Source organism: Mesorhizobium sp. CA13 (assembly GCF_020165235.1).
Lineage (GTDB): Bacteria > Pseudomonadota > Alphaproteobacteria > Rhizobiales > Rhizobiaceae > Mesorhizobium.
Genome location: NZ_JAIUHS010000001.1, coordinates 30,439 through 55,139, shown reverse-complemented (window position 1 = coordinate 55,139; position 24,701 = coordinate 30,439). Strand labels below are relative to the sequence as shown.

The window sequence follows — 24,701 nt, the reverse complement described above, 5'->3', positions numbered from 1 at the left end:
ATTTTCGGGAAAAACAGACCCTGAGAGAAGCAACGATGAGCGACAGCATTTATCTCGACGAGGCCCGCGACCCGCTGATCATCGCGGAAGGCTGGATGAAGGACGGCAAGGATGTCGCCATCGCGACCGTCGTCGAGACCTGGGGTTCCGCGCCACGCCCGGCCGGCAGCCATCTGGTCATCGACGCCGACGGCAATTTCCACGGCTCGGTTTCGGGCGGCTGTGTCGAAGGCGCCGTGGTCACGGAGGCCATGGACGTCATCGGCACCGGCAAGCCCAGAATGCTGGAATTCGGCGTCGCCGACGAGACCGCCTGGCAGGTGGGCCTTTCCTGCGGCGGCCGCATCAAAGTTTATGTGGAAAGACTAGGCTGATCTTCGATGGATCCTTATGCGCTGAAAACACTCAACGCCGAGCGTCGCGCGCGCCGCGCCGCGATCCTGGTCACCGATCTTGGTGATGGCCGCGACCGTGTCGTGCGCGAAGGCGATGCGGTCGCCGGCGATCTCGGTGCCGCGATCAGCAAGGCGTTCCGCACCGGGAATTCCGGTTCGGTCGAAGCGGAAGGGCGGACCTTCTTTCTCAACGCGCATCTGCCGCATCCGCGCCTGGTGGTGATCGGCGCCGTGCATATCAGCCAGGCGCTGGCGCCGATGGCCAGGATCGCCGGCTATCCAGTCGAGATCATCGATCCGCGCACGGCTTTTGCCACGTCGGACCGCTTCCCCGACGTCGCGTTGCACGCCGAATGGCCTGCGGAGGTCCTGCAACGACAGCCACTCGACAGCTACACGGCGGTCGCTGCCGTCACCCACGATCCCAAGATCGACGATTTCGCGTTGAAAGCGGCGCTCGACGCCAGGTGCTTCTATGTCGGGGCACTTGGCAGCAGGAAAACCCACGCCAAGCGGGTCGAGCGCCTGTTGGCGCTGGGCGCCACTTCCGAGCAGATCGATCGCATCCATGCGCCGATCGGTCTCGACATCGGTGCGGCCAGCCCCGCCGAGATCGCCGCCGCCGTGCTGGCGCAGGTTATTCACGCATTTCGCTCGCGCGGCCTTGAAGCCAGGGACGCCGCAGCGTGAAATTCGGCCCGGTTCCTATCGAACAGGCTGAGGGCGCCGTGCTTGCGCACGCGACGACGGTCGGCGAGCGACGTTTCCGCAAAGCGCATCGGCTGAGTGCAGAGGATGTCGGGGTGCTGAAAGCGGCGGGCATCGGCGAAGTCGTTGCGGCCGTGCTTTCTCCCGGCGATCTGGGCGAAGACGCCGCCGCTGAACGGATCGCGACCGGTATGCGCCACCGCAATGTCGTGGCCAAGCCTGCCGCGACCGGGCGGGTCAACCTCCATGCCCAAGCCGCTGGCGTCTTCACCGTCAACAGCGCGATGATCGACGCCATCAATGCCGTCGATCCAACCATTACCATTGCCACGCTTGGCCAGCATGCGCCGGTTGAAAAGGGCCAGATGGTAGCGACAGTGAAGATCATTCCCTTCGCCGTCGGGTCGGCGCTGGTCGATGCGGTCATGAAGATCTGCGCCGGCGGCGAGATCTTTGCCGTCAATGCCTATCGGCCCATTCGTGTCGGTGTCATCCAGACCGTGTTGCCGGGCGTCAAGCCGAGCGTGCTCGACAAGACGTTGCGCGTCACCGAGGCACGGCTGGCGCGTTCGGGCGGGCGGCTGACGGCCGAGCGCCGCACGCCGCACGAGGTTGCGTCGGTGGCCGAGGCGGCCGCCTCGCTGGCGCGCGATAACGACATGGTGGTGATCTTCGGCGCTTCGGCCATGAGCGATTTCGCCGACGTCGTTCCGGCCGCGATCGAGGAAGCGGGCGGTACCGTCATCCGCGCCGGCATGCCGGTCGACCCCGGCAATCTGCTGGTGCTCGGCAAGCTTGCCGGCAAGCAGATCATCGGCGCGCCGGGCTGCGCCCGCAGCCCCAAGGAGAACGGCTTCGACTGGGTGCTCGACCGGCTGATCGCCGGCCTCGACGTAACGGCGACCGACATCGCCGGCATGGGCGTCGGCGGCCTGCTGATGGAAATCCCGACACGCCCGCAGCCGCGCGAACCGCTGCCGGCCGTAAGCCGGCTCAAGGTTGGGATCGTGCTTTTGGCAGCAGGCCGTTCGAGCCGCATGGGCGGGCCGAACAAGCTTATGGCGCTTTTCGACGGCCAACCGTTGGTCCGCCGTACAGCAGAGCGTGCGCTCGCCTCGCAAGCTTCGGGCACGATCGTCGTCACCGGCCATCAACGTGAGCGGGTGCGCGGCGCGTTGTCGGGCCTGGACGTGACCTTCGCCGACAATCCCGATTTTGCCGATGGGCTCTCCACCTCCGTGAAAGCCGGTATGGCCTATCTGCCGGGAGACGCCGCCGGTGCGATGATCGTTCTCGGAGACATGCCGGGTGTCTCGTCCGGCGATCTCAACCGGCTGATCGATGCGTTTCGCGGGGCAGGAGGCAATTCGGTGGTCCGCGCCTCGCACCTTGGCAAACGCGGCAACCCGGTACTTCTGCCGCGCTCGCTGTTCCCGGCGATCGCCCATCTCGAAGGCGATACCGGCGCACGCCATCTGGTGGAGGCCGAGGGGCTCGACGTCATCGATGTGGAGATCGGCGAGGGCGCGTCCGTTGATGTCGACACCCGCGAGGCGCTGGAAGGCGCCGGCGGCGTGCTGCAGGATTGACAAACCGAAGCTGAATTACGCATGGCTGAGTGATGGTTTTCAGTTCACCAGCGTCTGCGCTTCTACCCCCCTCTGGCCTGCCGGCCATCTCCCCCTCAAGGGGGGAGATCGACAGTTTCGATGACGGCTCCCGCCTTGCAAGCGTGGAGGTTGGCGAAAGCCGAACATATGTCCAATCTCTCCCCTTGAGGGGGAGATGGCCGGCAAGCCAGAGGGGGGCGTGCCGCGCTGCCCTCACAGCTTTACTTTTCTTGTTTTCCGCCGCCTATGCCGATGCGCTCGAACTAAAACCCTTCAAGGACGATCTGTTCGCCTATCCCCCGACGCTCTCATCCGACACCAATGGCGCCTATACGGTCATCGACTACCGAGAGATGCGTGACATCAACCAGCGTGACCAGGTGCCGGAGCGAAGGGTGCACGCCCAGTACACCGACACCGGCGTACGCAAGGTGCAGCAGGATCTGCTGTTGAAGACCGATGTCGGCGATGTCAGGCACATTGCCGTTGGCAAGACGCAAGGCGCCGGCATCATCGTGCTTTACCTGCACGGGCAAGGGGGCAGCCGCAAGCAGGGCGTCGACGACTTCACCTTCGGCGGTAATTTCAACCGACTGAAAAACCTGATGGCCGGCAATGGCGGCCTCTATCTCAGCCCGGACTTTTCCGATTTCGGCGACACCGGCGCGGCGCAGGTCGCGGCCCTGATCAATCACTATGCCGAACAATCGCCAGCCGCGAAAATCTTCGTCGCCTGTGGCTCGATGGGCGGCGCCCTGTGCTGGAAGCTTGCCGCCCGCAACGATACCGGCCGGCGCATCAACGGGCTGCTGCTGCTCGGCTCGCTATGGGACGAGAGTTTCCTCGCAAGCCCTGCCTTCAGGCGCCATGTCCCGGTCTTCTTCGGCCAGGGCAGCCATGACGTGGTTTTCCCTGTGGAAAAGCAGGAAGCGTTCTTCCGCTCCATCATCGCGAGATCGAAAGCCTATCCCTATCCGACGCGGTTTGTCCGCTTCGAGACCGGCACCCATGGCACGCCGATCCGCATGACCGACTGGCGGGGCACGCTCAACTGGATGTTGTCGAAGGCGCCTTGATGCATGTCGACCAAAGAGCATTGGGTTTGGCTATCATCGTTCGGCCGATATCCTCTTGCAGGTGTAGGCTGATATGATCCAACGGCTCGGAGCACGGCGATGGACGCTCGCCCCTTCAATATCCAGATTCCGAACGAACAACTTGAGGATCTCCAGGGCCGTCTTCACGCAACGCGATGGCCCGTTCCGCCAATCGAAACAGGCTGGAACGATGGGGCCGACCTGACGTTCATGGAGCGCCTTGCCGGTTACTGGCGAGATCGCTTCGACTGGAGAGCGCAAGAGGCGCGGCTGAACCGGCTGCCGCAATATCTGGCCAGGGTGAACAACCTGGACGTCCATTTTGTCCACCAGCCAGGCACCGGACCGGCGCCGCTGCCGCTGATCATCACGCATGGCTGGCCCGGTTCCTTCATCGAAATGGAACGCATCATTCCATTGCTGACGGATCCATCTGCCCATGGTGGTGACCCAGCCGACGCTTTCCACGTCGTGGTTCCCTCGTTGCCCGGATATGGCTTCTCGCAGGCGCCGACGGAACTAGGCTTCCACTCCGGCCGCATCGCGGAGCTATGGGTGCAGTTGATGTGCGGGCTCGGCTATGACCGCTTCGCTTGCCAGGGCGGCGACATCGGCGCGGGCGTCTCCACCTGGATGGCACGGCTCCTTCCTGAAAAAGTGCTTGGCGTCCACGTCAATTACATTCCCGGGAGCTATCGGCCACCCTTGGGTGCAACTGAGCCACCTGTCACCGTTGAGGAACAGGCATTTCTGGACAAGGCTGCGGCCTGGACGGCAACGGAGGGTGCCTATGCCCATCTGCAGGGCACGAAGCCTCAGACGCTTGCTTATGCGCTGACAGACTCGCCGATCGGTCTCGCAGGCTGGATGATCGAGAAGTTCCGTTCCTGGAGCGATTGCGACGGTGACGTGGAACGCGCCTTTGGCATGGACGCGCTCCTTACGGACGTTTCTCTCTACTGGTTCACCAATGCGCTCACCTCGTCCTTGCGACTCTACAAGGAGAATCGGCTGTCCCCTCTTGCGTTCAAGGCGCGGGAACGCGTTTCGCCGCCGCTTGGGGTAGCGCTTTTCCCCCGCGAACTGCCAATGCCGCCGCGCTCCTGGGTGGCGAGGGTCTTCGACGTGCAGCGATGGACACCGATGCCGCGGGGCGGCCATTTCGCTGCGCTGGAGGAGCCCAATCTTCTGGTCCAGGACATTCGCGCCTTCTTTCGGCCGATGCGTTCGCGGCCTGAATCGAGCAGGTGAATGCGAAGGACCGGTCGAACGCGGCGTTCTTGATTGAGTCTTCCCTACGGAGCGGTGTTGTAGTCGACAACCGTCTGCGGGTTTTCCTCGCCGTCATAGGAAGCGTCGACGTCGTACTGGACGAGCGAAAAATCGCCGTTGCGGAACAGATAGGTGCCTGCTGACGAGGCATCGCCGGCGCCGCGCCATTTGTTGAAGGTGGTGATTGTGTGGGCGTCCTGGTCGTAGCTGGAATTGGTCGCCCAGCCGGTGGTCTGAAAGCCGACGATGTGCATGGATTCGACCTTGCCTTCGCTGTCGTTGTTTACGTAGCGGATGTCCATCTCCGGTTCGGTGAACTGCAATTGCCTGACGCCGTTCGCCTCGTCGGTCATGTAGTAGATCGAGCTTTCATTGTATGCGGCCGCCGAGCAGGAAAAATGGAACAGGCGCGTTTCCTTGTCGGGATCGCCGGCCGCCGCATCCTTGTCCCTGTATTTAATGGAAAAAATCTCCGGCTCCTTGGCCGCGAGATCCCTGTCGCATTGATCGCTATAGCTGGCCAGGAAAGCCTTCCTGGCCTGCTCCAGGGCTGCATCCTTCTCCGGCGGCGGCGGGCCGTCGCCACAGCTAGCGGGCACAGCCTGCTCGAAATCCGCGCTCGACGGCTTCAGCGCTCCGCTGTCGATGAAGATCGGCTGGAATGGCGGCGCCTGAATCTGGGCATTGACCTGGCGCAGAGTGTAGCAGCCGGCAAAGACCTTCGCCTCGCCCTTCTTGTCGGTTGCCTGGATGGCGACCGGAACGCTGTAGTAGATGCTGCCTGCCGCGCCCTCGTTGGATACGGCGCCGGTCCTGACCTCCACCTTGTCGGTACCGTCATAGCCCTTGACGAAGCTATCGAAGTCCTTGGCCGGCTTGGTATCGCCGTAATAACCCCAGGCACGCGCGAATTCATGCCGGTTGATGGCACTGTAGAGCGAGTGGACAACCGCCTCGGCGCTCGACCTGTCATCGACGTAGGGCGTTTCGTCGGCAGGTGCCGACTGGGCGATGGAGGCAAGGGGCAACAAGGCGGTCGCTGCGAGAAAAGCGTGTCTCATCGGGAATCTCCACGCGGTAACGGAAATTCTACCACGGTGATTGCGGCGACGTGGTGACGCCTTGCGGGTATCGCTTGAAGAATCGCCCGGGAAGGCGCTAGTTCGCGCTCGCGGCGCCTCAACTGCCCGGGAGATAATTGCGTGACCCTATCCATGTATGAAGTATCGGTGGCCGTGTTTTCGGCCCGGTTGAAAGCGCTGTCCAGCGTGCTGTCCACCGCCGAACAGAACGCCGGCGATCGCAAGATCGACCCGCAGGTATTCCTGACGGCGCGGCTGGCGCCCGACATGTTCGCGCTGACCAGGCAGGTGCAGATCGCCACCGACCATGCCAAGGGAGCCCCATCGCGGCTCGCCGGCCGGGAGGTTCCCAAATACGAGGACAATGAGGCGAGCTTTGCCGAATTGCAGGCACGCATCGCCAAGACGCTTGACCATCTGGCGACGTTCTCCGCGGCCGATCTCGAAGGTTCGGACGAGCGGATTATCGAGGTCAGGCTCGGCGGGCGCGAGGTCTCGATGGCCGGTTTGCAGTATCTCCTGCATCTGGCCATGCCCAACTTCTATTTCCACCTCACCACCGCCTACGACATTCTTCGCCACAATGGTGTGCCGCTGGGCAAGGCAACGTTCCTGGGCTCGCGTTGACGGATTACGCCGTCAAGGCGTTGCGCATCAGGAGCGGAAAATATCCTGGCTGCCGGAACTAGCGAACGGACATTTCGCGGGCGATGCGCGGGAAATCGGCGGGCTTGATGCCGATGTCGGCGCGGTCCGCATTGCTCATGGAATGCAGCAGCGCGAGCGCGGCACGATAACGCAGATGTTCCTGCGGCCGTGGCCGCGCGAACATTTCAGTGAAGAACCCCATAATCCAGGCCCCTGTTGGACCTCCCAGCGTCGGAATATAGGGGATTCGTGACAATTGTGCAGTGCAGCATTTGCATGCCTGCCATGCTCAGCAAAATTTTCTGCCACGATCCTGCATCGCCTGAAATTTTTGCAGATCGCGAAATCCCTCTTGCTGGCACTTGGCCGGTTTTTCCTCGCCGCTTCCGGCGAATTCCGGACTGCCGAAAGTGCGGCCTGGCCTTTTGTGAGTGACGGGGCTGCGGTCCAGTCTCGTCAACGCTTTCAATTGTTAAAATCGGCGGCATGCATTTTTAACGAGCGGACCCTAAGGTGGATGTCTCGAACACACCGTGAGACTGGGGAGGCTGACATCGTTACCAGCGCCAAGCGGGATTTCGCTTCGTTGCTCGATGATCTCTTCGTCGCCCCCGACAAGGACGGCGAAGAGGCCGCCACTCGCCCGTCGATTCCATTTGACTATCTTTCCGTCGCCGACGAGCTCCATTCCGGCCGTATCAAGGTTTCTGGCAGCGGATTTGCCACGGAGTATCGCGAGGCAGGCGCGGATCTCGCCGCAGAATTCGCGGCCCTGCTCGATCACGCGAAGCTGGCGCTGGCGGGCGAAGAAACGAAGCCCGAGGAAAAACTGCCGCCGATCGATCCCGAATCAATTGCCGTGGAATTGGGATTGGACACACCTAAGGCTGTCGCCGATTTTGGCCGCATGCGCCGCAGCTTCGCCTTTTCGAACCATCCCGATCGCGTCGCGCCGCACCTGCGCCAGCGCGCCATGATCCGCATGCAGGTGGCCAACATGCTGATCGACGAGGCCAAGCGGCGCGCCCTGGCAGGGGCTCGCCGGTAGCGCAGTCTGGTTCACGCAAAAGTCGGTTTGCCGAGGCTTGGAGAGCGCCTCTGCTTTCTTGTAGGATGAAACTTCCTTCCCCGCGCAGCCGCGCAAGCTTTTCCCGCCGGAGCACACTTCCATGCACAAACGCCGTCTCGGTCGGACCGATCTTCTTGTCACCCAGATCTGCCTCGGTTCGATGACTTGGGGCCAGCAGAACACCGAAGCCGACGGCCACGCCCAGATGGACCTGGCCTTTTCGCGCGGGGTGAATTTCATCGACACTGCCGAGCTCTACCCAATCCCGCCCAAGCCGGAGACGCAGGGGCGGACCGAGAAGATCATCGGCAGCTGGATGAAGGCAAAGGGCAACCGCGACAAGGTGATACTCGCCTCGAAGGTCGTCGGGCGCACCGCCAACAGCTGGTTTCGCGGCGACAGGCCGTCGCAGCTGGTGCGCGCCGATATCTTCGATGCCGTCGACAAATCGCTGGCCAGGCTCGGCACGGACTATATCGACCTCTACCAGATCCACTGGCCGGAGCGGGACATACCCTGGGGCGCCAATCCGACGCGCGTCGGCGCCGTGGCGCGCCGCACTGATTCCGTCGGGGCGCCGACCGGGGAAACGCCGATCGCGGAGACGCTTGCCGTTTTTGATGAGCTGATGAAGGCAGGAAAGATCCGCCATTTCGGCCTGTCGAACGAGAGCTCCTGGGGCGTCATGCGCTTCATTGCAGAGGCTGACAAAGCTATTGGTCCGCGCGTCGCCTCGATCCAGAACGCCTATAATCTGGTCAACCGGACCTTCGAGGTGAACCTCGCCGAAGTCTGCGATCGCGAAGAGGTCTCGCTGCTTGCCTATTCGCCGCTCGCACAGGGTTATCTCTCGGGCAAATACGATCACGGTGCGCGTCCGCAGGGGTCGCGCACGCAGCTCTTCAACCGCGGCCAGCGTTACGAGACGCCTAACGCCGCCGAGGCGCAGCTTGAATACAACGAGCTGGCGCGCTCCTTTGGCCTGGAGCCGGCGCTGTTCGCCAACGCCTATGTATCGAGCCGGCCCTTTGTCACCTCGAATATCATTGGCGCGACGACCATTTCGCAACTCGAAATGGCGCTGTCTTCAGTCGAGGTCGTCTGGACCGAAGAGATGCAGAAGGCGGTGGACGCCATTCACCAGCGGGTCGGCAATCCCTGTCCTTGATTGGCTCGCGAGTGGAATTAACCAAGAATAACATTGGGATGCAGACGATGGTGGATTTTCCGATTGAAACAGTGCGTGGAAAATTCCCCGCGCTCGCTCTGACCGATAAAGGGCGCCGGCGCATCTATCTCGACAATCCCGCCGGCACGCAGGTGCCGCAGGTTGTGGCAGACGCAGTGTCGCGCTGCCTGTTGACCACCAACGCCAATCTCGGCGGCTATTTCGAAACGACGATCGCGGCTCAAGCTGTCGTCGACGAAGCGCATCACGCAATGGCCGACTTCCTTGGCGCCGCGAGCCCTGAGGAGATCATCATCGGCGCCAACATGACGACGATGACCTACCACATGTCGCGTACGCTCGGCCGCACGATGAAGCCCGGCGACGAGATCATCCTCACGCGCATGGACCACGAGGGCAATGTTTCGCCGTGGCTGCAGCTTGCCGAGGATCTTGGTCTCGTCGTGCGCTGGCTGCCCTTCGATGAAAAGAGCTGGCAGGTCGAAGAGGCCGCGCTGACCGGGCTTCTGTCCGGGAAGACTCGAATGGTCGCTTTGAACTATGCCTCGAACCTGACCGGTTCGATCAATCGGGTTAAATCTCTGACGCGCCTCGCAAAACAAGCCGGTGCCCTGGTCTATGTCGATGCGGTGCAGTTCGCGCCGCATGGCCTGATCGACGTGCAGGACCTCGGCTGCGATTTCCTGATCTGCTCGGCCTACAAATTCTTCGGACCGCATATGGGCATATTGTGGGGCCGTCGCGATGTCATCGATGACTTGCAACCCTACAAATGCCGCTGCTCGTCAGACAACCTGCCGGAGCGGTTCGAACTTGGCACGCCGCAGATCGAACTGATGGCCGGTTTGACGGCGGCCATCGACTATTTCGCCGATCTCGGTGCCGCGGCGGGCGAGGGCGGTTCACGGCGGCAAAGCATTGCCAAGGCGTTCGAAGTGTCGATCCCATATGAGAACGTGCTGGCCCGGAGGCTGATCGACGGCCTGTCGGATATCCAGGGGCTGACGATCCGTGGCATCACCGACCCCGCCCGGATCGGCGAGCGCGTGCCGACGGTCTCCTTCACCGTCGACGGCATCGCGCCGGAGACGATCGTCCGGCAGATGAACGCAGAGAACATCTTCCTCTGGTCCGGCCACAACTACGCCTGGGAGGTCGTCCACCAGCTCGGCATTCCGGCCGAACAAGGCGTCGTGCGCATCGGCATCGCCCACTACAACACATCCGGCGAGATCGACGAGACGCTGGAGAGCGTGCATCGGGTCATCGCCATGCTCAGGCAGCAGCGGCCCTGACCCGAGATCGACCGGTCAGCGTGCCTTGGTGCCGAACCCGGTCAGGAAAGCGGTGAGGTTGTCACCGAGTTCGTCGCAGAGATAGCCGCCTTCCTGGACGATTGCCGTCGGCAGGCCGAGCTTGGCGATGGCTTCGCCGATGCGCGAGAAACCCGGCGTCGTCACCGAAAGTCCGCCGAACGGATCACCCTCGAACGCGTCGAGCCCGAGCGCCACGACCAGCGCGTCGGGCGAGAAGGCGCGGATGCGCTGGAACGCCACCTCAAGCGCTTCCAGAAACGCCGCGTCGGCGGATTTGCGTGGCAAGGGCAGGTTGAAATTGTAGCCGAGACCGGGGCCTTCGCCGCGCTCGTCGGCGTGGCCCCAGAAGAACGGATAGAAGCGCACCGGATCGGCATGCAGCGAAACGGTCAGCACGTCGGGCCGCGCATAGAAGATGCCTTGCGTGCCGTTGCCGTGATGCAGATCGACATCGAGGACCGCAACCCGTGCCGCTTGGCGGCGCAGTACCTGTGCTGCGACGGCCGAATTGTTGATGAAGCAGAAGCCGCCGGCGACGTCGGCGAACGCATGGTGACCGGGCGGGCGGCAAAGCGCATAGGTGGCCGGCGCGCCCGCCATCACCGCTTCCGCCGCCTCGACCGCGCTCCACGCGCTCCACAGCGCGCTTTGCCAGGTCTCGCCAGAGATCGGGCAGGCCGTATCGGCCATGTGGTACCCAGCCTGGCCGACCGCGGAGGCCGGATAGGAGCCGTTGCGCGCGATCGGGTGGATGTTCGGGATCACTTCCTCCGAGGCACCCTCAATGCGTTGCCAACGCGTATAGATATGCTCCAGGAAATCGAGATATTCGGGCGTGTGCACCGCCGCGACCGGACCAAGTCCGTGATTGCGCGGCCGCTCGATCGTGCAGCCGGCCGATTTTGCGCCTGCCAACAATCTCTCGACGCGCTCCGGCTTTTCCGGATTGGGCTGCGGGGCGCCGCTGGAAAGGAAAGCCTTGGGGTCGTGGCGCTTCTGCTCCTGCGCGTAGAAGGCTTTCATTCCTTTTCCTCCGGCGCGTCGGCAAAGGTGAAGAAAGCGTCGCCGATGATCTTCTGCGTCTGCTCGTAGCTCGACCAGGCGATGCCCAGCCGTTCATAAAAGGCCTTTGCGCTCTCATTGTCGGTATCGACGGACAATCTGAGATAAACACCGCCTTGCTTGCGGCACTCGGCCGCGACGCGCCGCAGCAGGCGCTCGCCGATCCTGCGGCCGCGAAACCGGTCCTCGACATAGAGGTCCTGCACATAGACGCCGGGCCGCCCCATCCAGGTCGAGAAGATCGGGAAATACAGGCAAAGTCCGGCGAATTCGCCATCGACTTCGGCGATCAGGGTCGAGAAGGCAGGTCTTTCGCCAAAGCCGTAGCGGCGCAGGTCCTCTGGCGTCGAGGTGATCTCCTGATGCGCGCCGATATGGTTTCCGAGTTTCAGGATTGCCGCGTGGATGGTTTCGACATCGTCGATCCGGCCGGGACGAAGTGTAACCGCTCGTGATGGGCGAACCTTGTTCATTGAGAGCATGGCGCCAAGGCACCCCCCTCTGTCCTACCGGACATCTCCCCCTCAAGGGGGGAGATTGGCAGCTTCGAGGTCACCGCCGGTGTTGCGATGTCAGTGATTAGCGAAAGCCGCAGCGATGTTCGATCTCCCCCCTTGAGGGGGAGATGGCCGGCAGGCCAGAGCGGGGTGGGCGCTACCATCTCAATCGCATCTCAAAACGCCACCCTGTCGCCGCCCTTCAGCGCCAGCATGTCGCGTGCTTCGGCCGGCGTGGCAACCTCCAGCGACAGTCCCTCGAGAATGCCACGGATACGGCGCACCTGATCGGCGTTGGATTTCGCCAGCTGGCGGCCGTCGTAGAGACTGTCTTCCAGCCCGACACGGACATTGCCGCCCATGGCTGCGGCGATGGAGATCAGCGGCATCTGGTGGCGGCCGGCGGCCAGAACCGAGAACTGGTAGCTGTCGCCGAACAGCTTGTCGGCGATGCGCTTCATGTGGATGAGATTGTCCGGATCAGCGCCGATGCCGCCCAGAATGCCCAGCACGAACTGAATGAACAGCGGCCCCGACACCAGCCCCCGGTCGCGGAAATGCGCCAGCGAATAGAGGTGGCCGACATCGTAGCACTCGAATTCGAAGCGCGTGCCGCAGCCCTTGCCCAGCCTCTCCAGCACGCCTTCCATGTCGGCGAAGGTATTCTTGAAAATCGTGTCGCGTGTGGCTTCCAGCAGCTTCGGTTCCCATTCGTGTTGCCATTCCCTTGGCTTGTCGAGCATCGGGAACAGCGCGAAATTCATCGAGCCCATGTTGAGCGAACACATTTCGGGCTCGGCCTGCAAAGGTGCCGCCAGCCGCTGGTCCAGCGTCATCAATGAGGAGCCGCCGGTGGTGATGTTGATCACCGCCGACGTCGCCTGCTTGATGCGCGGCAGGAACTGCATGAACACGTCCGGATGGGCCGTTGGCCGACCGTCTTTTGGGTCTCGGGCATGGAGATGCAGGATCGAGGCGCCGGCCTCGGCCGCGGCGATGGCATCCGCCGCGATCTGATCCGGCGTTACCGGCAGATAAGGCGACATGGACGGTGTATGGACCGAGCCGGTGACGGCGCAGGTGATGATGACCTTTCTCGGCGCCATTGTTTTATCCCTGGCCTTCGACCGGCAGGTCGAGTTCGGTAGCCAGAACTTCGAGCGAGTCGCCGATAATGGAGACGATCTCGCCGACCTGTTCGCTGGTGACGATCATCGGTGGGGCGACCATGAAATTGTCGCCGTCGACACCGCCCTTGACCTTGCGGCCATAGATGATCAGCCCGCGCTCATAGGCGAGGTCGAGCAGGCGCTGGGTGGCCTTTTTGCCCTGGTCTATCGGCCGCAGCGTTTCGGGGTCGGCAACCATCTCGGCGCCGGTGAGCAGGCCCTTTCCGCGCACGTCGGCGATGAACGGGAAGCGCTTGGCGAGCCCCTGCAATCCGTCCATCAGCACATCGCCCATGGCGGCCGCATTGGCGATCAGGTTGAGCCGGTCCATTTCGCCGAGCACGGCCAGCCCTGCGGCGCAGGCGAGCGGATTGCCGGCATAGGTATGGCCGTGCTGGAAGCCGCCGGAGGCAAGCAGCGGCTGTACCAGCCGCATCGGCGCCGCCAGCGCGCCGAGCGGCGCATAACCCGATCCCAGGCCTTTTGATAGCGCGACGATGTCTGGCTTGCAGTTCCAGTGGTCGCCGCCGAGGAATTTGCCGGTGCGGCCGGCGCCGCTCATCACTTCGTCATGGATGAGCAGGATGCCGTAGCGGTCGCAGGTCTCGCGGATGCGCGCATAATAACTGTCCGGCGCCACCAGCGCTGCGGTGGCAGCACCCCCGATCGGTTCCATGATGAAGGCGAGCACGCTTTCCGGCCCCTCGGCCAGGATCTTTTCCTCAAGCATATCGGCATAGCGGACGCCGCGCTGTTCCATCGAGAGATTGTCGCGGTCGCGCCAGGCGGTCGGCGCCGGCACGGTCGGCATCACCCGCATCATCGGCGTGAAGGCCTCGGCCAGCGCATCGTCGCCGGTGATCGAGAGCGAACCCAGCGTGCCGCCATGATAGGAAGGGAAGCGGGTGATGACCTTCCAGCGGCTGGCTTGGCCGGTGGCCACCGCCCACTGCCGCGCCAGCTTGATGCAGGATTCGGTCGCTTCCGAGCCGCCTGAGACGAAGAAGATACGATCCATGCCTTCGGGCAGCTTGCCGGCGAGCTCGCGCGCCAGCTCTTCGGCCGGCTCGTTCTCGAAATGCAGCCGGTAGGCGAAGGTGGCGCGGTCCATCTGCCGCTTCATCGCGTCGAGCACATTGCGGTTGGAATGGCCGATATTGGCGACCATTGGGCCGCTCGATCCGTCGATGAAACGGCGGCCGTCCTGCGTCCACATATAAATGCCCTCTGCGCGGTCGATCAGCGGCCGGCGCAGGCTGGAGAGGTAGAACAGATGCGATTGGCGCCAGGCTTCGGCGTCCGGGGCGGCGGTCTGGGCGTTCGACATGTCAGGACTTTCCGAGATAACGATCGAGGACATTTTGGGTAACGCGTTCGACCATCGGGTCCTGCCTCAGCAGGCCGGCGACCCATTCGCAGCTTCCGGCGTGGAACACCTCGCCCTTGCCGCGCGGGAAACTGACGATCATGCCGTTGCCGCGTTTGACTTTTTCCAGGCTGGCGTCGCTCCGATCGCCAAACAGCGTCTCGGCGCTGAAGCGGCCGTCCTCGTCGGTGAGAAACTGATCCTCGATCGGGATATCGGCGCTTTCCTCGACCTGGCTGGCCATACCGACCGCGAGAACCTCCAAGCCATCCGGCGCGCCGCTGGTCGCGGTCGGATAGGGCAGGCCGCCGCGGATTTCGAAATCCAGCCCGTCGACCTCGTAGCCATAGACATGGCTGTCGGCGCCAAGCAGGTCGCCATAATAGATGCCGGTTCCGGCAAAGGCCCAGTGCTCGGGTCGATACACGGGAAAGCCGCGCACACCGCGTGGCGCGCAGCCGCCCCATCCGGCATAGAGTCCGCGTGTGGCGTTGAGCCCGAAGGTCGCCGAACCCGGCCGGCCGATCTCAGGCGCCTCCCAGGAGTTGGTGGCGCGGGTGACGTCGCCGCCGCGATAGGCGGGGTCCTCGGCGCGGGCACGGTATTTGTAGCAGACCTGGCGGCGGCCTTCATCTTCCAGCCGCGTCTGCCACATGAAATTGCCGGCGAAACGCGCCGCATGGCCGCCGCGCTCGACATAGCTGTCGACTGCATCGCGCATCTCCCAGGTCCAGTATTCGTCATGGCCGACAAAGACAGCGCAGTCGTAGCCATCGAGAATGTCCGGCGAGAAATGCAGATCATGCTGGCTGGCGAGGTCGACGGCGTAGCCCGCCCGTTCGGCGAAGCGGAAGAAATGGCTGTCATAGCTCGCCCAGCCCGACGAGGCGTATTTCTTCGAATGGCCGGTCGCAAGGGCCCATTCCATGTGCGGATAGCGCGGCACGGTCTTTGGCGGCACCGCGACCTCCAGCGGCACGCGCGGCGCCTCCTTGGGCAGCACGACGAAGCCGCGGCACCAGGGGCGCTGCGTCGAGACAACAGGCGAGTACTGGTTGCGGTCCGGCCCGGTGATGCCCTGATAATGATTGGAGCCGCCCCAGGTGTTGTAGGCGAGCCAGGTGCCTGTCGCCGCCACCTGCAGCACACGGCCTGTCTTCTTGCCGGGCAGGGGCGCGACGATGAAGAGATGATAGGATTGGATCGGCTTGCCGTCACGGCCGTCCGCGGTCAGCGTCACGCGATAGGCCCCGGACGGCCAGTCGCTGGCGATGCGGAATTCGAACGACGCCTCCCAGCCGCAGCCTTCGGCCGAACACTGGTCGGGGGTGTCCTGCCAACGCGCCGCGATGCCCGATTTCTCGAACATTCTCGTTTCCGTGCCGCCGTCGCGGACGATCGCCATGCTGAAGGACGGTGCCGTCGAACTGACATGCAGCGTCACTGTCTCGCCGGCGCGATAGGAAAACCGGTCGCTGTAGCACCAGATTTCGCCGCGCTCGCCATCCATGCCTGGCCACTCATAATAGTGGCCGCGCACTGCGTGGCGGCGCTGCTCTGGCGTCAGTCCGAAATTGGGGAATTCAGTGGTCAGTCTGGTCATCGTCATACTCAGGCGGAAAGGTATTTCTTGAGGAAGGTGCGGGTGCGTTCCTTTTGCGGGGCGCGGAAGATGTCGCCCGGCGGGCCTTCTTCCACCACCACGCCGCCATCCATGAACAGCACTCTGTCCGCCACTTCGCCGGCAAAGCGCATCTCATGCGTTACGATGAGCATGGTCATATGCTCGGCGGCAAGCTGCTTCATCACCGCGTTGACCTCATCGACCAACTCCGGATCGAGGGCCGAGGTGGCCTCGTCGAACAGCATCACCTTGGGCTGCATGGCCAGCGCGCGGGCAATCGCCACGCGCTGCTTCTGCCCGCCCGAAAGGCGCGAGGGATAGGCGTCGATCTTGTCGGCGAGCCCGACCTTGGACAGCAGACCAAGCGCCAGCGCACGAGCTTCGGCTTTTGGCATGCTTTTCAGGATCACCGGGCCCATCGTGATGTTCTCGATCACGGTCAAATGCGGGAACAGGTTGAAGTGCTGGAACACCATGCCCATCTGCTGACGCACCTTGTTGATGTGCCTTTCGAACGCATGGCCATGCAGCTCTTGGTTGACCTGTACGCCGTCCAGCCAGACCTCGCCGCCGTTCAAACTCTCGAGATGGTTGATGGAACGCAGCAGCGTGCTCTTGCCGGAGCCGCTCGGCCCGATGATGGCGACGATCTGCCCACGTTCGACCGACAGGTCGATGCCTCTGAGGACCTCGACGGCGCCAAACGATTTGCGTGCGCCGCGGACCTCGACCATTGGCCGCTGCGTGCTCATCGGGAAACCTCCACATGTCTTTCAAACCGATGCAAGGCCGCCTCGAGCACGAGATTGAGAATGTAGTAGAGCGCCGCGGCCGTGATGTAGAATTCGAAGGGGCGGAATGTTTCGCTGATCGCCAGTTGCGCCGAGTGAACCAACTCGGCAATGCCGATGACCGAGACGATAGAAGATTCCTTCAACAGCGCGATCAAATTGCTGCCGATGGGTGGCGCCGTGTTGCGGATGGCCTGCGGTATCACGACATGGCGCAGCGTCTGCCACTTGCCGAAGCCGATGCTGCGCGCGCCTTCCGTCTGGCCGACGTCGACGGCCACGATGCCCGCCCGGATGACATCGGCATTGTAGACGGCAAAATGCAGTCCAAGACCGACAATGCCGGCCGCAAGGGCAGGGATGTCGATGCCGACCTGCACCAGGCCGAAGTAGATCAGGAAGAGCTGCAACAGCAGCGGCGTGCCCATGAACACCCACATGAAGGCGCGCACGGGGTAGGCCAGGATTACCGGTGCGTAGAGTACGACAACGGCAAAGAAGATGCCGCCGGCGAAGCTTAGCGCTCCCGCCGAGACCGTCAGCACCGATGTCCACCAGGCGCCGGTCAGCAGAAGATCCCAGTAGGGCGCGACGACGGTGAAATCCAGGCCTTGCATCGTTTTCCGCCCCTCAGACGATTGCGAAGCGCTTGTCGAGCAAGTCGACGACACGGGCGACGGCATAAACCATGATCATGTAGAGCAGGGCCGCGATGCCGAAGATCTCGAACGGCTTGTAGGTGGAGCCGATGAAGCGCTGGGCGGTGTAGGTCAATTCCACGACCGAGATGGTGGACACCAGTGCCGACCCTTTCAGCAGCGCGACCGTGTTGACGCCGAGCGGCCGGATCATCAGCCTGGCGGCCTGCGGCAGCACGACCTTGCGCAAGGTCTGGAACCGGCCGAACCCGATCGTGCGCGCCGCCTCCGTCTGGCCCCGGTCGACCGCCACCACGGCGCCGCGGATTGATTCCGCCATATAGGCGCCGATGTTCAGCCCGAGGCCGATCACGCCGGCCGCGAACGGATCCAGATTGATGCCGATCTGCGGACCGCCGAAATAGAGCACGAAGAGCTGGATCAGGCAGGGTGTGCCGCGAAACAGGCTCACATAGAGCGTGCCGACGGCCCGCAGGACCGCCGATCTCGACATTCTTGCGGTCGCGGCCAGTGCTGCCGCGACCAGCCCCAGGATCAGGGCCAGCGCTGTCAGTTCCAGTGTCACCAAGGCGGCTTCCACGAAGAACGGGAAGACGCGCTGCATCAAGGAGAAATCCATGCAATGGCCCGTGGCTCTTGGCTTCAGGCGGCCTTGACCGCCGAAGCCTGGCGAAGTTAGCGGATGTCGCTGCCCACCCAGTGCATGGATATCTTCTGGTAGGTGCCGTCGGCCATCATGCCGTCCAGCGCCTTCTGCATGGCGGCCTTGAGCTCCGGATTGTCCTTGCGGATGGCGATGCCGATGGCGACGCTGCCGCCTTCGATACCCGGCGTGTCGAGCTTGCGCACCTTCTCGCCGGTCTCCTTGACGGCGACCATGACCGGAATGTTGTCGACGACGATGGCGTCGACACGACCGGCCTTCAATTCCAGCAGCAATTCCGGCAGCCCCTTATAAGTGCGGATGTCCCAGCCGCCCTGTTGGCGCGCCCATTTCTCATGCGTTTCGCCGAGCGTCACGCCAAGGGTCTTGCCCTTGAGTTCGTCGAGGCTCTGCACCTTGGAATCCTGGTTGACGAAAACCGCGCGGCCGGCGTGGTAGTAGGGGCCGACGAAATCGACCACCTTCTCACGCTCCGGCGTGATCGTCATCGAGCCGACCACGGTGTCGTATTTGTTGGCGAGCAGGCCGGCGATGATGCCGTCCCAGGCGGTGGTGATGATGGTGCCCTTCACGCCGATGCGCTCGGCGATCGCCTTGCCGATATCGGCGTCGAAGCCGACGACCTCGTTCTGATCGTTGACGAAGTTGAAAGGCGGATACTGTCCGCTCATGGAAATCTTCAATTCGCCCGCCGCCTTGATCTTCTCGAGGTCGTCGGCCCGAGCCGAGACGGCTGCGAAGGAAGACGCAAACAGCAGCGTCGCCACGGCAATACCGGAAAATATTTTGTTCATCTGATTCCTGTCCTCTGGATGGAGCGCGACGGCTTCTTCTTGGGAGGCGTTGGAGCGCTCCTGAGGTCAATGATTGCCTTTGCGGTAGCATTGCGCAAATAGATAATGGAAATAAGGAGCATAGATATCAGGAATGGCATTGCCGCGCCCCGAACGGCTGGTCTGGGATCTGGACTGGAACCTGCTGCGGACATTCGTCGTCATCGCGGAAGTGAAGAGCATCACGCGTGCCGCTGAGAGGCTGAACCTCAAGCAGCCAAGCGTCAGCAATGCGCTGCGGCGGCTGGAAGACCGGGTCGGCCGGCGGCTGGTCGAGCGTGACGCGACACGCTTCGAGCTCACCGAGGTTGGACGGCTTCTCTACGAGCAGAGCATCGAGGTGTTCGGCACCATATCGCAGCTGCCGCTGCTGATGCGCGGCATCAGCGACGATGTCACCGGCCATGTCATGATCGCGACCGCAAGCCATGTGGTCTCGCCGCTGTTCGACCGGGCGCTGTCGGAATTCCACAGCAACTATCCACGCGCCAGCATCACCATTTCGGTCGCGGCAAGCACGGAAGTGGCGAAGCAGGTGAGGGAGCGCCGTGCTTCGTTTGGCGTCTGCCTAGTCAGCCAGCGCGATCCGGCGCTGCAATACGACATGGTCTATCGCGAGTTCTTCGGCTTCTTCTGCGGGCCGCGGCACAGGCTCTACGGGCAAACCGGACTGACGCTCGCCGATCTCCGCGACGAGCCCTCGGTATCGTTCCAGACCGATCATATATCGGATGCGCTGCGGCCGGTCGCGCTGTTGCGCAGCGAAGCACGGCTGAACGCGGATGTCGTGGGCGTGTCGTCGAGCCTGGAGGAGGTGCGGCGCATGATCGTCGCCGGGCTCGGCATCGGCCCGCTGCCGCTGCATGTCGCGCGGCGCGATGTGGCCGACGGCACGCTCTGGCGGCTGCCGCCCTACGATGCGCCGCCGGCTATCGACATCTTCCTGCTGGTCAATCCGGACAAGGCTATGAACCGCGCCGAGAAGGCGTTGCTGTCGGGCCTGCAGACGCTGATCGCCGAAACGCCGCTCGAGGACCGTATCTACAAAGGCTGATAATATCGAAATGCGCGGCGGCAGACAAACCCGCTTGCCTCCCTATTCGTCGCCATGCCCTTGGCCCTCGTCAAGAAAGCGACTATCTCAGGACAAGGCGGCGTTCCGCCCCGGGGATCGACATGCTCAGAGTGCAGAAGGTCAAGGTCGACGACATCTACGTGCCGACGGCGCGCAAGAAGACGCTGCATCCCGAGACGGTCCGTCATCTCGCCGAGGACATTCTGGAGAACGGCATGAAGATGCCGATCCAGGTCCGCCACGACGGTAAACGGCATATATTGGTCGAAGGCCTGCACCGGCTGGAAGCGGCCAAGTGGCTCGGCGAGACCGAGATCGATGCCTATCTGGTGCAAGCCAAGCGCCACTGAGGCGTCCTCGATTTCGCCGTTGGTCCCCATCCACCGGAAAGCCCCAGAATTTCTCCTTGATGATGTCGGTTTGCATTTCGCTGGTTCGTCCTTGGGACGGAAAGCCGGGTCAGACCAATATTCTCGATCGGTTTTCGCGCGGGTTGGGCCGGTGCACCAGCCAGTTCAAGAACGCACCGACACACGGACAGACTGGAGGAGATCGATATGTCCAAAGCCCTGCTTTTCGCCATTCTTGCTTCGGCCGCGGCGCTTCTCGCCTGTCCGGGCATCACCAACGCAAACGAGGTAAAATCTGCCATGACGACCGAAGCGAAGACACCGCCGAAGCCTGAAAAATCCGGCCTGCTGCCGATCAACGGCCTGAATTACTATTATGCCGTCCACGGCAAGGGTGAGCCGCTGCTTCTGCTGCATGGCGGTCTCGGCACAGCGGACATGTTCGCCCCCATCCTGCCGAAGCTTGCCGAACATCGCACTGTCATCACCGTCGACCTGCAAGGCCATGGCCGCACCGCGCTTGGCGACCGGCCGTTCACGCTGGAGGCGATGGGCAACGACATGGCCGATATCGTCAAGGCGCTCGGCTACGATCATGTCGACGTCATGGGCTATTCGCTGGGTGGCGGCGTCGCCTTCCGCATGGCTGTCCAGCATCCCGAATCGGTGCGCCGGCTTGTGCTGGTCTCGACCGGCTATGCCGCCGACGGGTTCTATGACGAGATGCGCCCGCAGCAGGCGCAGGTGAGCGCGGCCGCCGCCCCTTTCATGAAGGACACGCCGATGTACAAATCCTACGTCGCCGTGGCGCCGCATCCCGAGGAGTTCCCCAAGCTGCTCGACACGCTCGGCAACTTCATGCGCCAGAACTACGACTACTCGGCCGATGTTCCCAAGCTCAAGATGCCGGTCATGCTGGCCTATGGCGACAGCGACATGTACAAGCCCGAGCACGAGATCAAGTTTTACCAGATGCTCGGCGGCGGGTTGAAGGACGCTGGCTGGATGCGCGAGAACCTGTCGCGGAACCGCCTGGCGATTCTGCCCAACCGAACGCACTACGATGTCTTCTTCGCCCCGGAACTGACTGCGGCAGCACTGCCGTTCCTCGACGGCCAGACCAAGGTGAAGAGCTGGGACGAGGTAGTCGGCGAAACCGAATAGCTTGTCCGGTATTGAGTGCCGGCAGTCTCCTTGAGGCGGCCGGCAGTTTCATCGCAGCCGTCGATGGGATCGCATCAATGCTTTTGAATTGACCCAATGTCGGGCGTCGATAGTCTCGCATCAAATCCTCTCGGGAACGGATACGGCAATGGCTAAATATCACGGCGGATGCCTGTGCGGAGCGGTGCGTTATCGCGCCGACGTCGAGCCCGTCAACGAACGCATCTGCCATTGTCGGCTTTGTCAAAAAGCGATCGGCGCCGCCTTCAATGCGCGTGTGCTGTTTCGCATCGAGGATGTGACGGTCGAAGGGCCGTTCGCGATCGTGAACAGCTCGCCGGATATTAAGCGCGGGTTTTGCCCCAGCTGCGGCACGACGATGTTTTCGCGACGCGATGCCGCCGGCATCATAGGCGTCACCACCGGGTCACTCGATGATCCGTCCGTCTTCAAGCCGCAGATGCACATCTGGACCGCCTCCAAGCAACCTTGGGTGGTGCTCGATGACGGCTTGCCGCAGCACGAAGGCCCGCCGCCTGCCTAAGGCCTCCGGCCTCGCTTCTCGACTTATGAAAGAAGATGGATCGGCGCTCGAGCGCCGAGACGGTTGAGGCGTGCTGGATGAAGTGTGGCATTGCCACGCATCCACCCTTCGGGCCAACAGAGGGATGAAGTTACGTGACCATGACAAAAATTAATCGAAACAGTCACGAAATAATCGAAACAGTCACGCGAAAGCCGGCAAAGCGTCATTGGCGAGCCATCATTGTCTCCCTATTTAACCGGTGCGGGCCGGCATTCGAGGAGACGACGGATGAACGACAGCATCAGTACCCTGGACGAGCTTTTGAGCGATCCGATGGTCCTGCTTGTGATGGAGCGCGATCGTGTGCGCCCGGAACAGGTGCGCACGCTGCTCGAACGGGCGCGTCGGCCTTCCGTCGAGGAGCCGGTTGTCCCGCCGGCGCACGTGATCGCCAGGGCGTGCCAGAAACTCTGGCTGTGCCCCTGATCGCATCGTGATTTCCTCCAGTTTTTGCAGACCGACCCAACGGGCCGGTCTGGCCACTGCCTGGCGCGGCCTCCGCCGGGGCCGCGCAGTGTTGACATTCGACCACGCCTTCCGAGCCCGGTGACACCCGTTCGCGGGCGCCAGTTCACAAATCCGTAAATTGATTTTCCTCCCCATGGCGGTATGGCTTGCCTCGGGCCGATCGCCATCAGTCGTTGTCCGCGCAACTCCGATCTCTCCGACATGGAATTCGACATGGCCGACAGCTGCATGCAAGGCATGGACATGGGCTTTGTCGGCCTGGGCTACGCCAAGGTCGCATTTCTCGGCTTGGTGCAAGGCATCACCGAACTGCTGCCGATTTCCTCGACCGCCCACATGCGCGTCGTCCCTGCGGTGCTGGGCTGGCAAGATCCCGGCTCCGCTTTCTCCGCCGCCATGCAGCTTGCGGCCCTCGCCGCGGTGATCAGCTACTTCTGGAACGATGTCAGGGACATCCTGTCCGGTTCGCTCGGCGCCTTGAAACGGCGCGATTTCGCCGACCGGCATTTCCGGCTGGCGCTCTGGATCATGCTGGCGACGATCCCGATCGTCGTCGCGGGCGTGGCTCTGTCCGGCGTGCTCAACGCCTGCAATTCACCGCTGCGCGGCCTCGGGGTCATCGGCTGGGCCTGCATCGCTATGGCACTTCTGCTGGCGCTGGCCGAACTCCGTGCCCGCCATGCGCGCACCATGGGCCAGGCGTCCATGGTCGATGCGCTGCTCGTCGGCGTCGCCCAAATCGGCGCATTGGTCCCGGGCGTCTCGCGGTCCGGCTCGACCTTGACGGCAGCACTGGGGCTCGGCTTCAAGCGGGAAGAAGCGGCGCGCTTTTCATTCCTGCTGGGGCTGCCAGCCATCGCGCTCGCCGGTCTCAAGGAGCTCTGGGAACTGCACAAGGCTCATCTCGATGCCCATGGCTGGTCGATCCTCGCGGTCGGCCTGGTGGTTGCCTCGCTATCCGCCTTCCTCGCCATATGGGGCCTGATGCGCGTGCTGGAACGCTTCTCGGCCTGGCCTTTCGTCATCTATCGTGGCGTGCTCGGCATCGCCCTGCTGCTGGGGCTGGCCATGGGATGGTTTGCCTAAAGCATTCCAGGAAAGTGCGTAGCGGTTTTCCGCCGGCTTCACACAAGGACTAAAAGGCACTTCCAGGAATGTGCTTGCCGGTGTTGCTTCGGCGCAACCCTGGTCGGGCATGCGTCGATCGCCAAAGATGTGATCGGCCGCCTTCATTGACTCCGGGCAAAATCCATCTTTAACGTTCTGTTAACAAAATAGATGGGTGGGGCCGTATGGCATCCTCGGTGGGTTGGCGCCGCAAGGCGACGGGTTTGGGGTTCGCGTTTGCGCTGACGGCTTTTTGTTCGGCCGCGGGTTTGGCGAATGCGGGACCGCTTTCCATGACCATCGGCGGGCAAACCTCCCAGCCGATCGGGCACTATGATTTTTGCAAGGTCCATTCCGCCGAATGCTCCATCCGCTCGCCCGACAACGCGCCGGAGAGCATGACCGGCCAGCTGTTGCGGCAAATTTCCGCCGTGAATCTCTCGGTCAACACCCGCGTCAAGCCGATGAGCGACATCGACAATTACGGCAAGGACGAGTGGTGGGCCTATCCCGACAACGGGTTTGGCGACTGCGAAGACTACGCGCTTGAAAAGCAGCGCGAGCTCAAGGCCGCCGGCATTGCCATCGCCAATCTGCTGATGACGGTGGTGCGCAAGCCGGACGGCGAAGGCCACGCCGTGCTCACGGTGCGCACCGACAAGGGCGATTTCATCCTCGACAATCTCAGCGACAAGGTTCGCCTCTGGAACCAGACAGGCTATCGTTACCTGAAGAGACAGGCGAGCGACAACAGCGGTCGCTGGGTTTCCATCCTTGGCGGCGACGAGCGGCTCGTCAGCTCTGTTCAATGATGTCGCCGCTTTCTGATATCGGCAGCCGCACTTCGACCTTGGCCGTCTGATCCATTCCCTCTTGGGACCGGTCTTGCGTCGCGCCGGC

General features: G+C 62.8%; 27 protein-coding genes. 16 read left to right on the top strand and 11 right to left on the bottom strand.

Translation table 11 applies throughout. The features are described from left to right. Nucleotides 1–35 precede the first annotated feature (35 nt). The 5 genes from LB566_RS00325 to LB566_RS00305 all read left to right on the top strand — a co-directional run bounded on the left by LB566_RS00325 (nt 36) and on the right by LB566_RS00305 (nt 5,061). Nucleotides 36–374: an XdhC family protein gene (locus LB566_RS00325; protein WP_140548880.1), complete on the top strand. Its 339-nt coding sequence runs from the start codon at nt 36–38 to the stop codon at nt 372–374. A gap of 6 nt (nt 375–380) precedes the next feature. Next, nucleotides 381–1,085 carry an XdhC family protein gene (locus tag LB566_RS00320; protein ID WP_224622397.1) on the top strand — a complete coding sequence of 235 codons (705 nt, stop codon included), beginning with the start codon at nt 381–383 and terminating at the stop codon, nt 1,083–1,085. Then, complete coding sequence (locus LB566_RS00315) at nt 1,082–2,692, top strand: NTP transferase domain-containing protein (protein WP_224622395.1); 1,611 nt, start codon at nt 1,082–1,084, stop codon at nt 2,690–2,692. Before LB566_RS00320 ends, LB566_RS00315 begins: the two co-directional genes overlap by 4 nt. 185 nt (nt 2,693–2,877) lie before the next feature. After that, nucleotides 2,878–3,789, top strand: coding sequence for an alpha/beta hydrolase (locus LB566_RS00310; protein ID WP_224622393.1), 912 nt, complete (start codon nt 2,878–2,880; stop codon nt 3,787–3,789). A gap of 99 nt (nt 3,790–3,888) precedes the next feature. Continuing rightward, nucleotides 3,889–5,061, top strand: a complete 1,173-nt coding sequence (locus LB566_RS00305; RefSeq protein ID WP_224622391.1) for an epoxide hydrolase family protein — start codon at nt 3,889–3,891, stop codon at nt 5,059–5,061. Nucleotides 5,062–5,105: 44 nt separating this feature from the next. On the opposite strand, the gene LB566_RS00300 is transcribed toward LB566_RS00305, so the two are convergent. After that, on the bottom strand, nt 5,106–6,143 hold the full coding sequence (locus tag LB566_RS00300) for a DUF1176 domain-containing protein (protein ID WP_224622390.1): 1,038 nt from the start codon (nt 6,141–6,143) through the stop codon (nt 5,106–5,108). A gap of 141 nt (nt 6,144–6,284) precedes the next feature. Between LB566_RS00300 and LB566_RS00295 the strand changes: the two genes are divergently transcribed. Next, nucleotides 6,285–6,791, top strand: coding sequence for a DUF1993 family protein (locus LB566_RS00295; RefSeq protein ID WP_224622388.1), 507 nt, complete (start codon nt 6,285–6,287; stop codon nt 6,789–6,791). Between the two features lie 58 nt (nt 6,792–6,849). On the opposite strand, the gene LB566_RS00290 is transcribed toward LB566_RS00295, so the two are convergent. Next, the gene (locus LB566_RS00290; protein WP_140493788.1) at nt 6,850–7,014 is read right to left on the bottom strand and encodes a hypothetical protein; all 165 of its coding nucleotides are present in this window, start codon (nt 7,012–7,014) and stop codon (nt 6,850–6,852) included. A gap of 384 nt (nt 7,015–7,398) precedes the next feature. On the opposite strand from LB566_RS00290, the gene LB566_RS00285 reads away from it, so the two are divergent. The 3 genes from LB566_RS00285 to LB566_RS00275 all read left to right on the top strand — a co-directional run bounded on the left by LB566_RS00285 (nt 7,399) and on the right by LB566_RS00275 (nt 10,365). After that, complete coding sequence (locus LB566_RS00285) at nt 7,399–7,860, top strand: hypothetical protein (RefSeq protein WP_224623602.1); 462 nt, start codon at nt 7,399–7,401, stop codon at nt 7,858–7,860. 121 nt (nt 7,861–7,981) lie between these two features. After that, a complete protein-coding gene (locus tag LB566_RS00280; protein ID WP_224622387.1) occupies nt 7,982–9,049 on the top strand; it encodes an aldo/keto reductase in 1,068 nt (355 codons plus the stop codon). A 47-nt stretch (nt 9,050–9,096) separates the two neighbouring features. After that, a complete protein-coding gene (locus tag LB566_RS00275; RefSeq protein WP_224622385.1) occupies nt 9,097–10,365 on the top strand; it encodes a cysteine desulfurase-like protein in 1,269 nt (422 codons plus the stop codon). 15 nt (nt 10,366–10,380) lie between these two features. On the opposite strand, the gene LB566_RS00270 is transcribed toward LB566_RS00275, so the two are convergent. The 9 genes from LB566_RS00270 to LB566_RS00230 form a co-directional block, all read right to left on the bottom strand. Further along, the gene (locus tag LB566_RS00270) at nt 10,381–11,409 is read right to left on the bottom strand and encodes a histone deacetylase family protein (protein ID WP_224622383.1); all 1,029 of its coding nucleotides are present in this window, start codon (nt 11,407–11,409) and stop codon (nt 10,381–10,383) included. After that, on the bottom strand, nt 11,406–11,921 hold the full coding sequence (locus LB566_RS00265; RefSeq protein WP_411910446.1) for an N-acetyltransferase family protein: 516 nt from the start codon (nt 11,919–11,921) through the stop codon (nt 11,406–11,408). Before LB566_RS00265 ends, LB566_RS00270 begins: the two co-directional genes overlap by 4 nt. 200 nt (nt 11,922–12,121) lie before the next feature. Beyond that, the gene (locus LB566_RS00260; protein ID WP_224622379.1) at nt 12,122–13,051 is read right to left on the bottom strand and encodes a 3-keto-5-aminohexanoate cleavage protein; all 930 of its coding nucleotides are present in this window, start codon (nt 13,049–13,051) and stop codon (nt 12,122–12,124) included. A 4-nt stretch (nt 13,052–13,055) separates the two neighbouring features. Further along, nucleotides 13,056–14,441 carry an aspartate aminotransferase family protein gene (locus LB566_RS00255; protein ID WP_224622377.1) on the bottom strand — a complete coding sequence of 462 codons (1,386 nt, stop codon included), beginning with the start codon at nt 14,439–14,441 and terminating at the stop codon, nt 13,056–13,058. 1 nt (nt 14,442) lies between these two features. Beyond that, a complete protein-coding gene (locus tag LB566_RS00250) occupies nt 14,443–16,083 on the bottom strand; it encodes a N,N-dimethylformamidase beta subunit family domain-containing protein (protein WP_224622375.1) in 1,641 nt (546 codons plus the stop codon). Nucleotides 16,084–16,091: 8 nt separating this feature from the next. After that, on the bottom strand, nt 16,092–16,856 hold the full coding sequence (locus LB566_RS00245) for an amino acid ABC transporter ATP-binding protein (protein WP_318012807.1): 765 nt from the start codon (nt 16,854–16,856) through the stop codon (nt 16,092–16,094). Beyond that, nucleotides 16,853–17,512 (bottom strand): amino acid ABC transporter permease, encoded by a 660-nt coding sequence (locus LB566_RS00240; RefSeq protein ID WP_224622374.1) that lies wholly within the window; start codon nt 17,510–17,512, stop codon nt 16,853–16,855. Before LB566_RS00240 ends, LB566_RS00245 begins: the two co-directional genes overlap by 4 nt. A 13-nt stretch (nt 17,513–17,525) precedes the next feature. Continuing rightward, entirely contained in the window at nt 17,526–18,173 is a 648-nt protein-coding gene (locus LB566_RS00235) for an amino acid ABC transporter permease (protein ID WP_224622372.1), read from the bottom strand. Nucleotides 18,174–18,229: 56 nt separating this feature from the next. Continuing rightward, entirely contained in the window at nt 18,230–19,012 is a 783-nt protein-coding gene (locus LB566_RS00230) for an ABC transporter substrate-binding protein (protein ID WP_224622370.1), read from the bottom strand. A gap of 133 nt (nt 19,013–19,145) precedes the next feature. On the opposite strand from LB566_RS00230, the gene LB566_RS00225 reads away from it, so the two are divergent. The 7 genes from LB566_RS00225 to LB566_RS00195 all read left to right on the top strand — a co-directional run bounded on the left by LB566_RS00225 (nt 19,146) and on the right by LB566_RS00195 (nt 24,613). After that, nucleotides 19,146–20,105, top strand: coding sequence for a LysR family transcriptional regulator (locus tag LB566_RS00225; RefSeq protein WP_224622368.1), 960 nt, complete (start codon nt 19,146–19,148; stop codon nt 20,103–20,105). A gap of 122 nt (nt 20,106–20,227) precedes the next feature. Next, nucleotides 20,228–20,476 (top strand): ParB N-terminal domain-containing protein, encoded by a 249-nt coding sequence (locus LB566_RS00220; RefSeq protein WP_006206067.1) that lies wholly within the window; start codon nt 20,228–20,230, stop codon nt 20,474–20,476. Between the two features lie 207 nt (nt 20,477–20,683). Next, nucleotides 20,684–21,640 (top strand): alpha/beta fold hydrolase, encoded by a 957-nt coding sequence (locus LB566_RS00215; RefSeq protein WP_224622366.1) that lies wholly within the window; start codon nt 20,684–20,686, stop codon nt 21,638–21,640. A gap of 148 nt (nt 21,641–21,788) precedes the next feature. Next, nucleotides 21,789–22,184, top strand: a complete 396-nt coding sequence (locus LB566_RS00210) for a GFA family protein (RefSeq protein ID WP_224622363.1) — start codon at nt 21,789–21,791, stop codon at nt 22,182–22,184. A gap of 270 nt (nt 22,185–22,454) precedes the next feature. Then, nucleotides 22,455–22,652, top strand: a complete 198-nt coding sequence (locus LB566_RS00205) for a hypothetical protein (RefSeq protein WP_224622361.1) — start codon at nt 22,455–22,457, stop codon at nt 22,650–22,652. Nucleotides 22,653–22,907: 255 nt separating this feature from the next. Next, a complete protein-coding gene (locus LB566_RS00200) occupies nt 22,908–23,780 on the top strand; it encodes an undecaprenyl-diphosphate phosphatase (protein ID WP_224622359.1) in 873 nt (290 codons plus the stop codon). A gap of 206 nt (nt 23,781–23,986) precedes the next feature. Then, nucleotides 23,987–24,613, top strand: coding sequence for a transglutaminase-like cysteine peptidase (locus LB566_RS00195; RefSeq protein ID WP_140548834.1), 627 nt, complete (start codon nt 23,987–23,989; stop codon nt 24,611–24,613). Nucleotides 24,614–24,701: the final 88 nt, after the last annotated feature.

Bases quoted from the DNA above. Each gene is read 5' to 3' on its own strand.
- LB566_RS00210 (WP_224622363.1), top strand. From the start codon at position 21,789: ATGGCTAAATATCACGGCGGATGCCTGTGCGGAGCGGTGCGTTATCGC.
- LB566_RS00290 (WP_140493788.1), bottom strand. From the start codon at position 7,014: ATGGGGTTCTTCACTGAAATGTTCGCGCGGCCACGGCCGCAGGAACAT.
- LB566_RS00240 (WP_224622374.1), bottom strand. From the start codon at position 17,512: ATGCAAGGCCTGGATTTCACCGTCGTCGCGCCCTACTGGGATCTTCTG.
- LB566_RS00300 (WP_224622390.1), bottom strand. From the start codon at position 6,143: ATGAGACACGCTTTTCTCGCAGCGACCGCCTTGTTGCCCCTTGCCTCC.
- LB566_RS00205 (WP_224622361.1), top strand. From the start codon at position 22,455: ATGAACGACAGCATCAGTACCCTGGACGAGCTTTTGAGCGATCCGATG.
- LB566_RS00220 (WP_006206067.1), top strand. From the start codon at position 20,228: ATGCTCAGAGTGCAGAAGGTCAAGGTCGACGACATCTACGTGCCGACG.
- LB566_RS00195 (WP_140548834.1), top strand. From the start codon at position 23,987: ATGGCATCCTCGGTGGGTTGGCGCCGCAAGGCGACGGGTTTGGGGTTC.
- LB566_RS00245 (WP_318012807.1), bottom strand. From the start codon at position 16,856: ATGAGCACGCAGCGGCCAATGGTCGAGGTCCGCGGCGCACGCAAATCG.
- LB566_RS00280 (WP_224622387.1), top strand. From the start codon at position 7,982: ATGCACAAACGCCGTCTCGGTCGGACCGATCTTCTTGTCACCCAGATC.
- LB566_RS00200 (WP_224622359.1), top strand. From the start codon at position 22,908: ATGGCCGACAGCTGCATGCAAGGCATGGACATGGGCTTTGTCGGCCTG.
- LB566_RS00260 (WP_224622379.1), bottom strand. From the start codon at position 13,051: ATGGCGCCGAGAAAGGTCATCATCACCTGCGCCGTCACCGGCTCGGTC.
- LB566_RS00225 (WP_224622368.1), top strand. From the start codon at position 19,146: ATGGCATTGCCGCGCCCCGAACGGCTGGTCTGGGATCTGGACTGGAAC.
- LB566_RS00230 (WP_224622370.1), bottom strand. From the start codon at position 19,012: ATGAACAAAATATTTTCCGGTATTGCCGTGGCGACGCTGCTGTTTGCG.
- LB566_RS00235 (WP_224622372.1), bottom strand. From the start codon at position 18,173: ATGGATTTCTCCTTGATGCAGCGCGTCTTCCCGTTCTTCGTGGAAGCC.
- LB566_RS00255 (WP_224622377.1), bottom strand. From the start codon at position 14,441: ATGTCGAACGCCCAGACCGCCGCCCCGGACGCCGAAGCCTGGCGCCAA.
- LB566_RS00320 (WP_224622397.1), top strand. From the start codon at position 381: ATGGATCCTTATGCGCTGAAAACACTCAACGCCGAGCGTCGCGCGCGC.
- LB566_RS00305 (WP_224622391.1), top strand. From the start codon at position 3,889: ATGGACGCTCGCCCCTTCAATATCCAGATTCCGAACGAACAACTTGAG.
- LB566_RS00270 (WP_224622383.1), bottom strand. From the start codon at position 11,409: ATGAAAGCCTTCTACGCGCAGGAGCAGAAGCGCCACGACCCCAAGGCT.
- LB566_RS00325 (WP_140548880.1), top strand. From the start codon at position 36: ATGAGCGACAGCATTTATCTCGACGAGGCCCGCGACCCGCTGATCATC.
- LB566_RS00265 (WP_411910446.1), bottom strand. From the start codon at position 11,921: ATGAACAAGGTTCGCCCATCACGAGCGGTTACACTTCGTCCCGGCCGG.
- LB566_RS00250 (WP_224622375.1), bottom strand. From the start codon at position 16,083: ATGACCAGACTGACCACTGAATTCCCCAATTTCGGACTGACGCCAGAG.
- LB566_RS00215 (WP_224622366.1), top strand. From the start codon at position 20,684: ATGTCCAAAGCCCTGCTTTTCGCCATTCTTGCTTCGGCCGCGGCGCTT.
- LB566_RS00275 (WP_224622385.1), top strand. From the start codon at position 9,097: ATGGTGGATTTTCCGATTGAAACAGTGCGTGGAAAATTCCCCGCGCTC.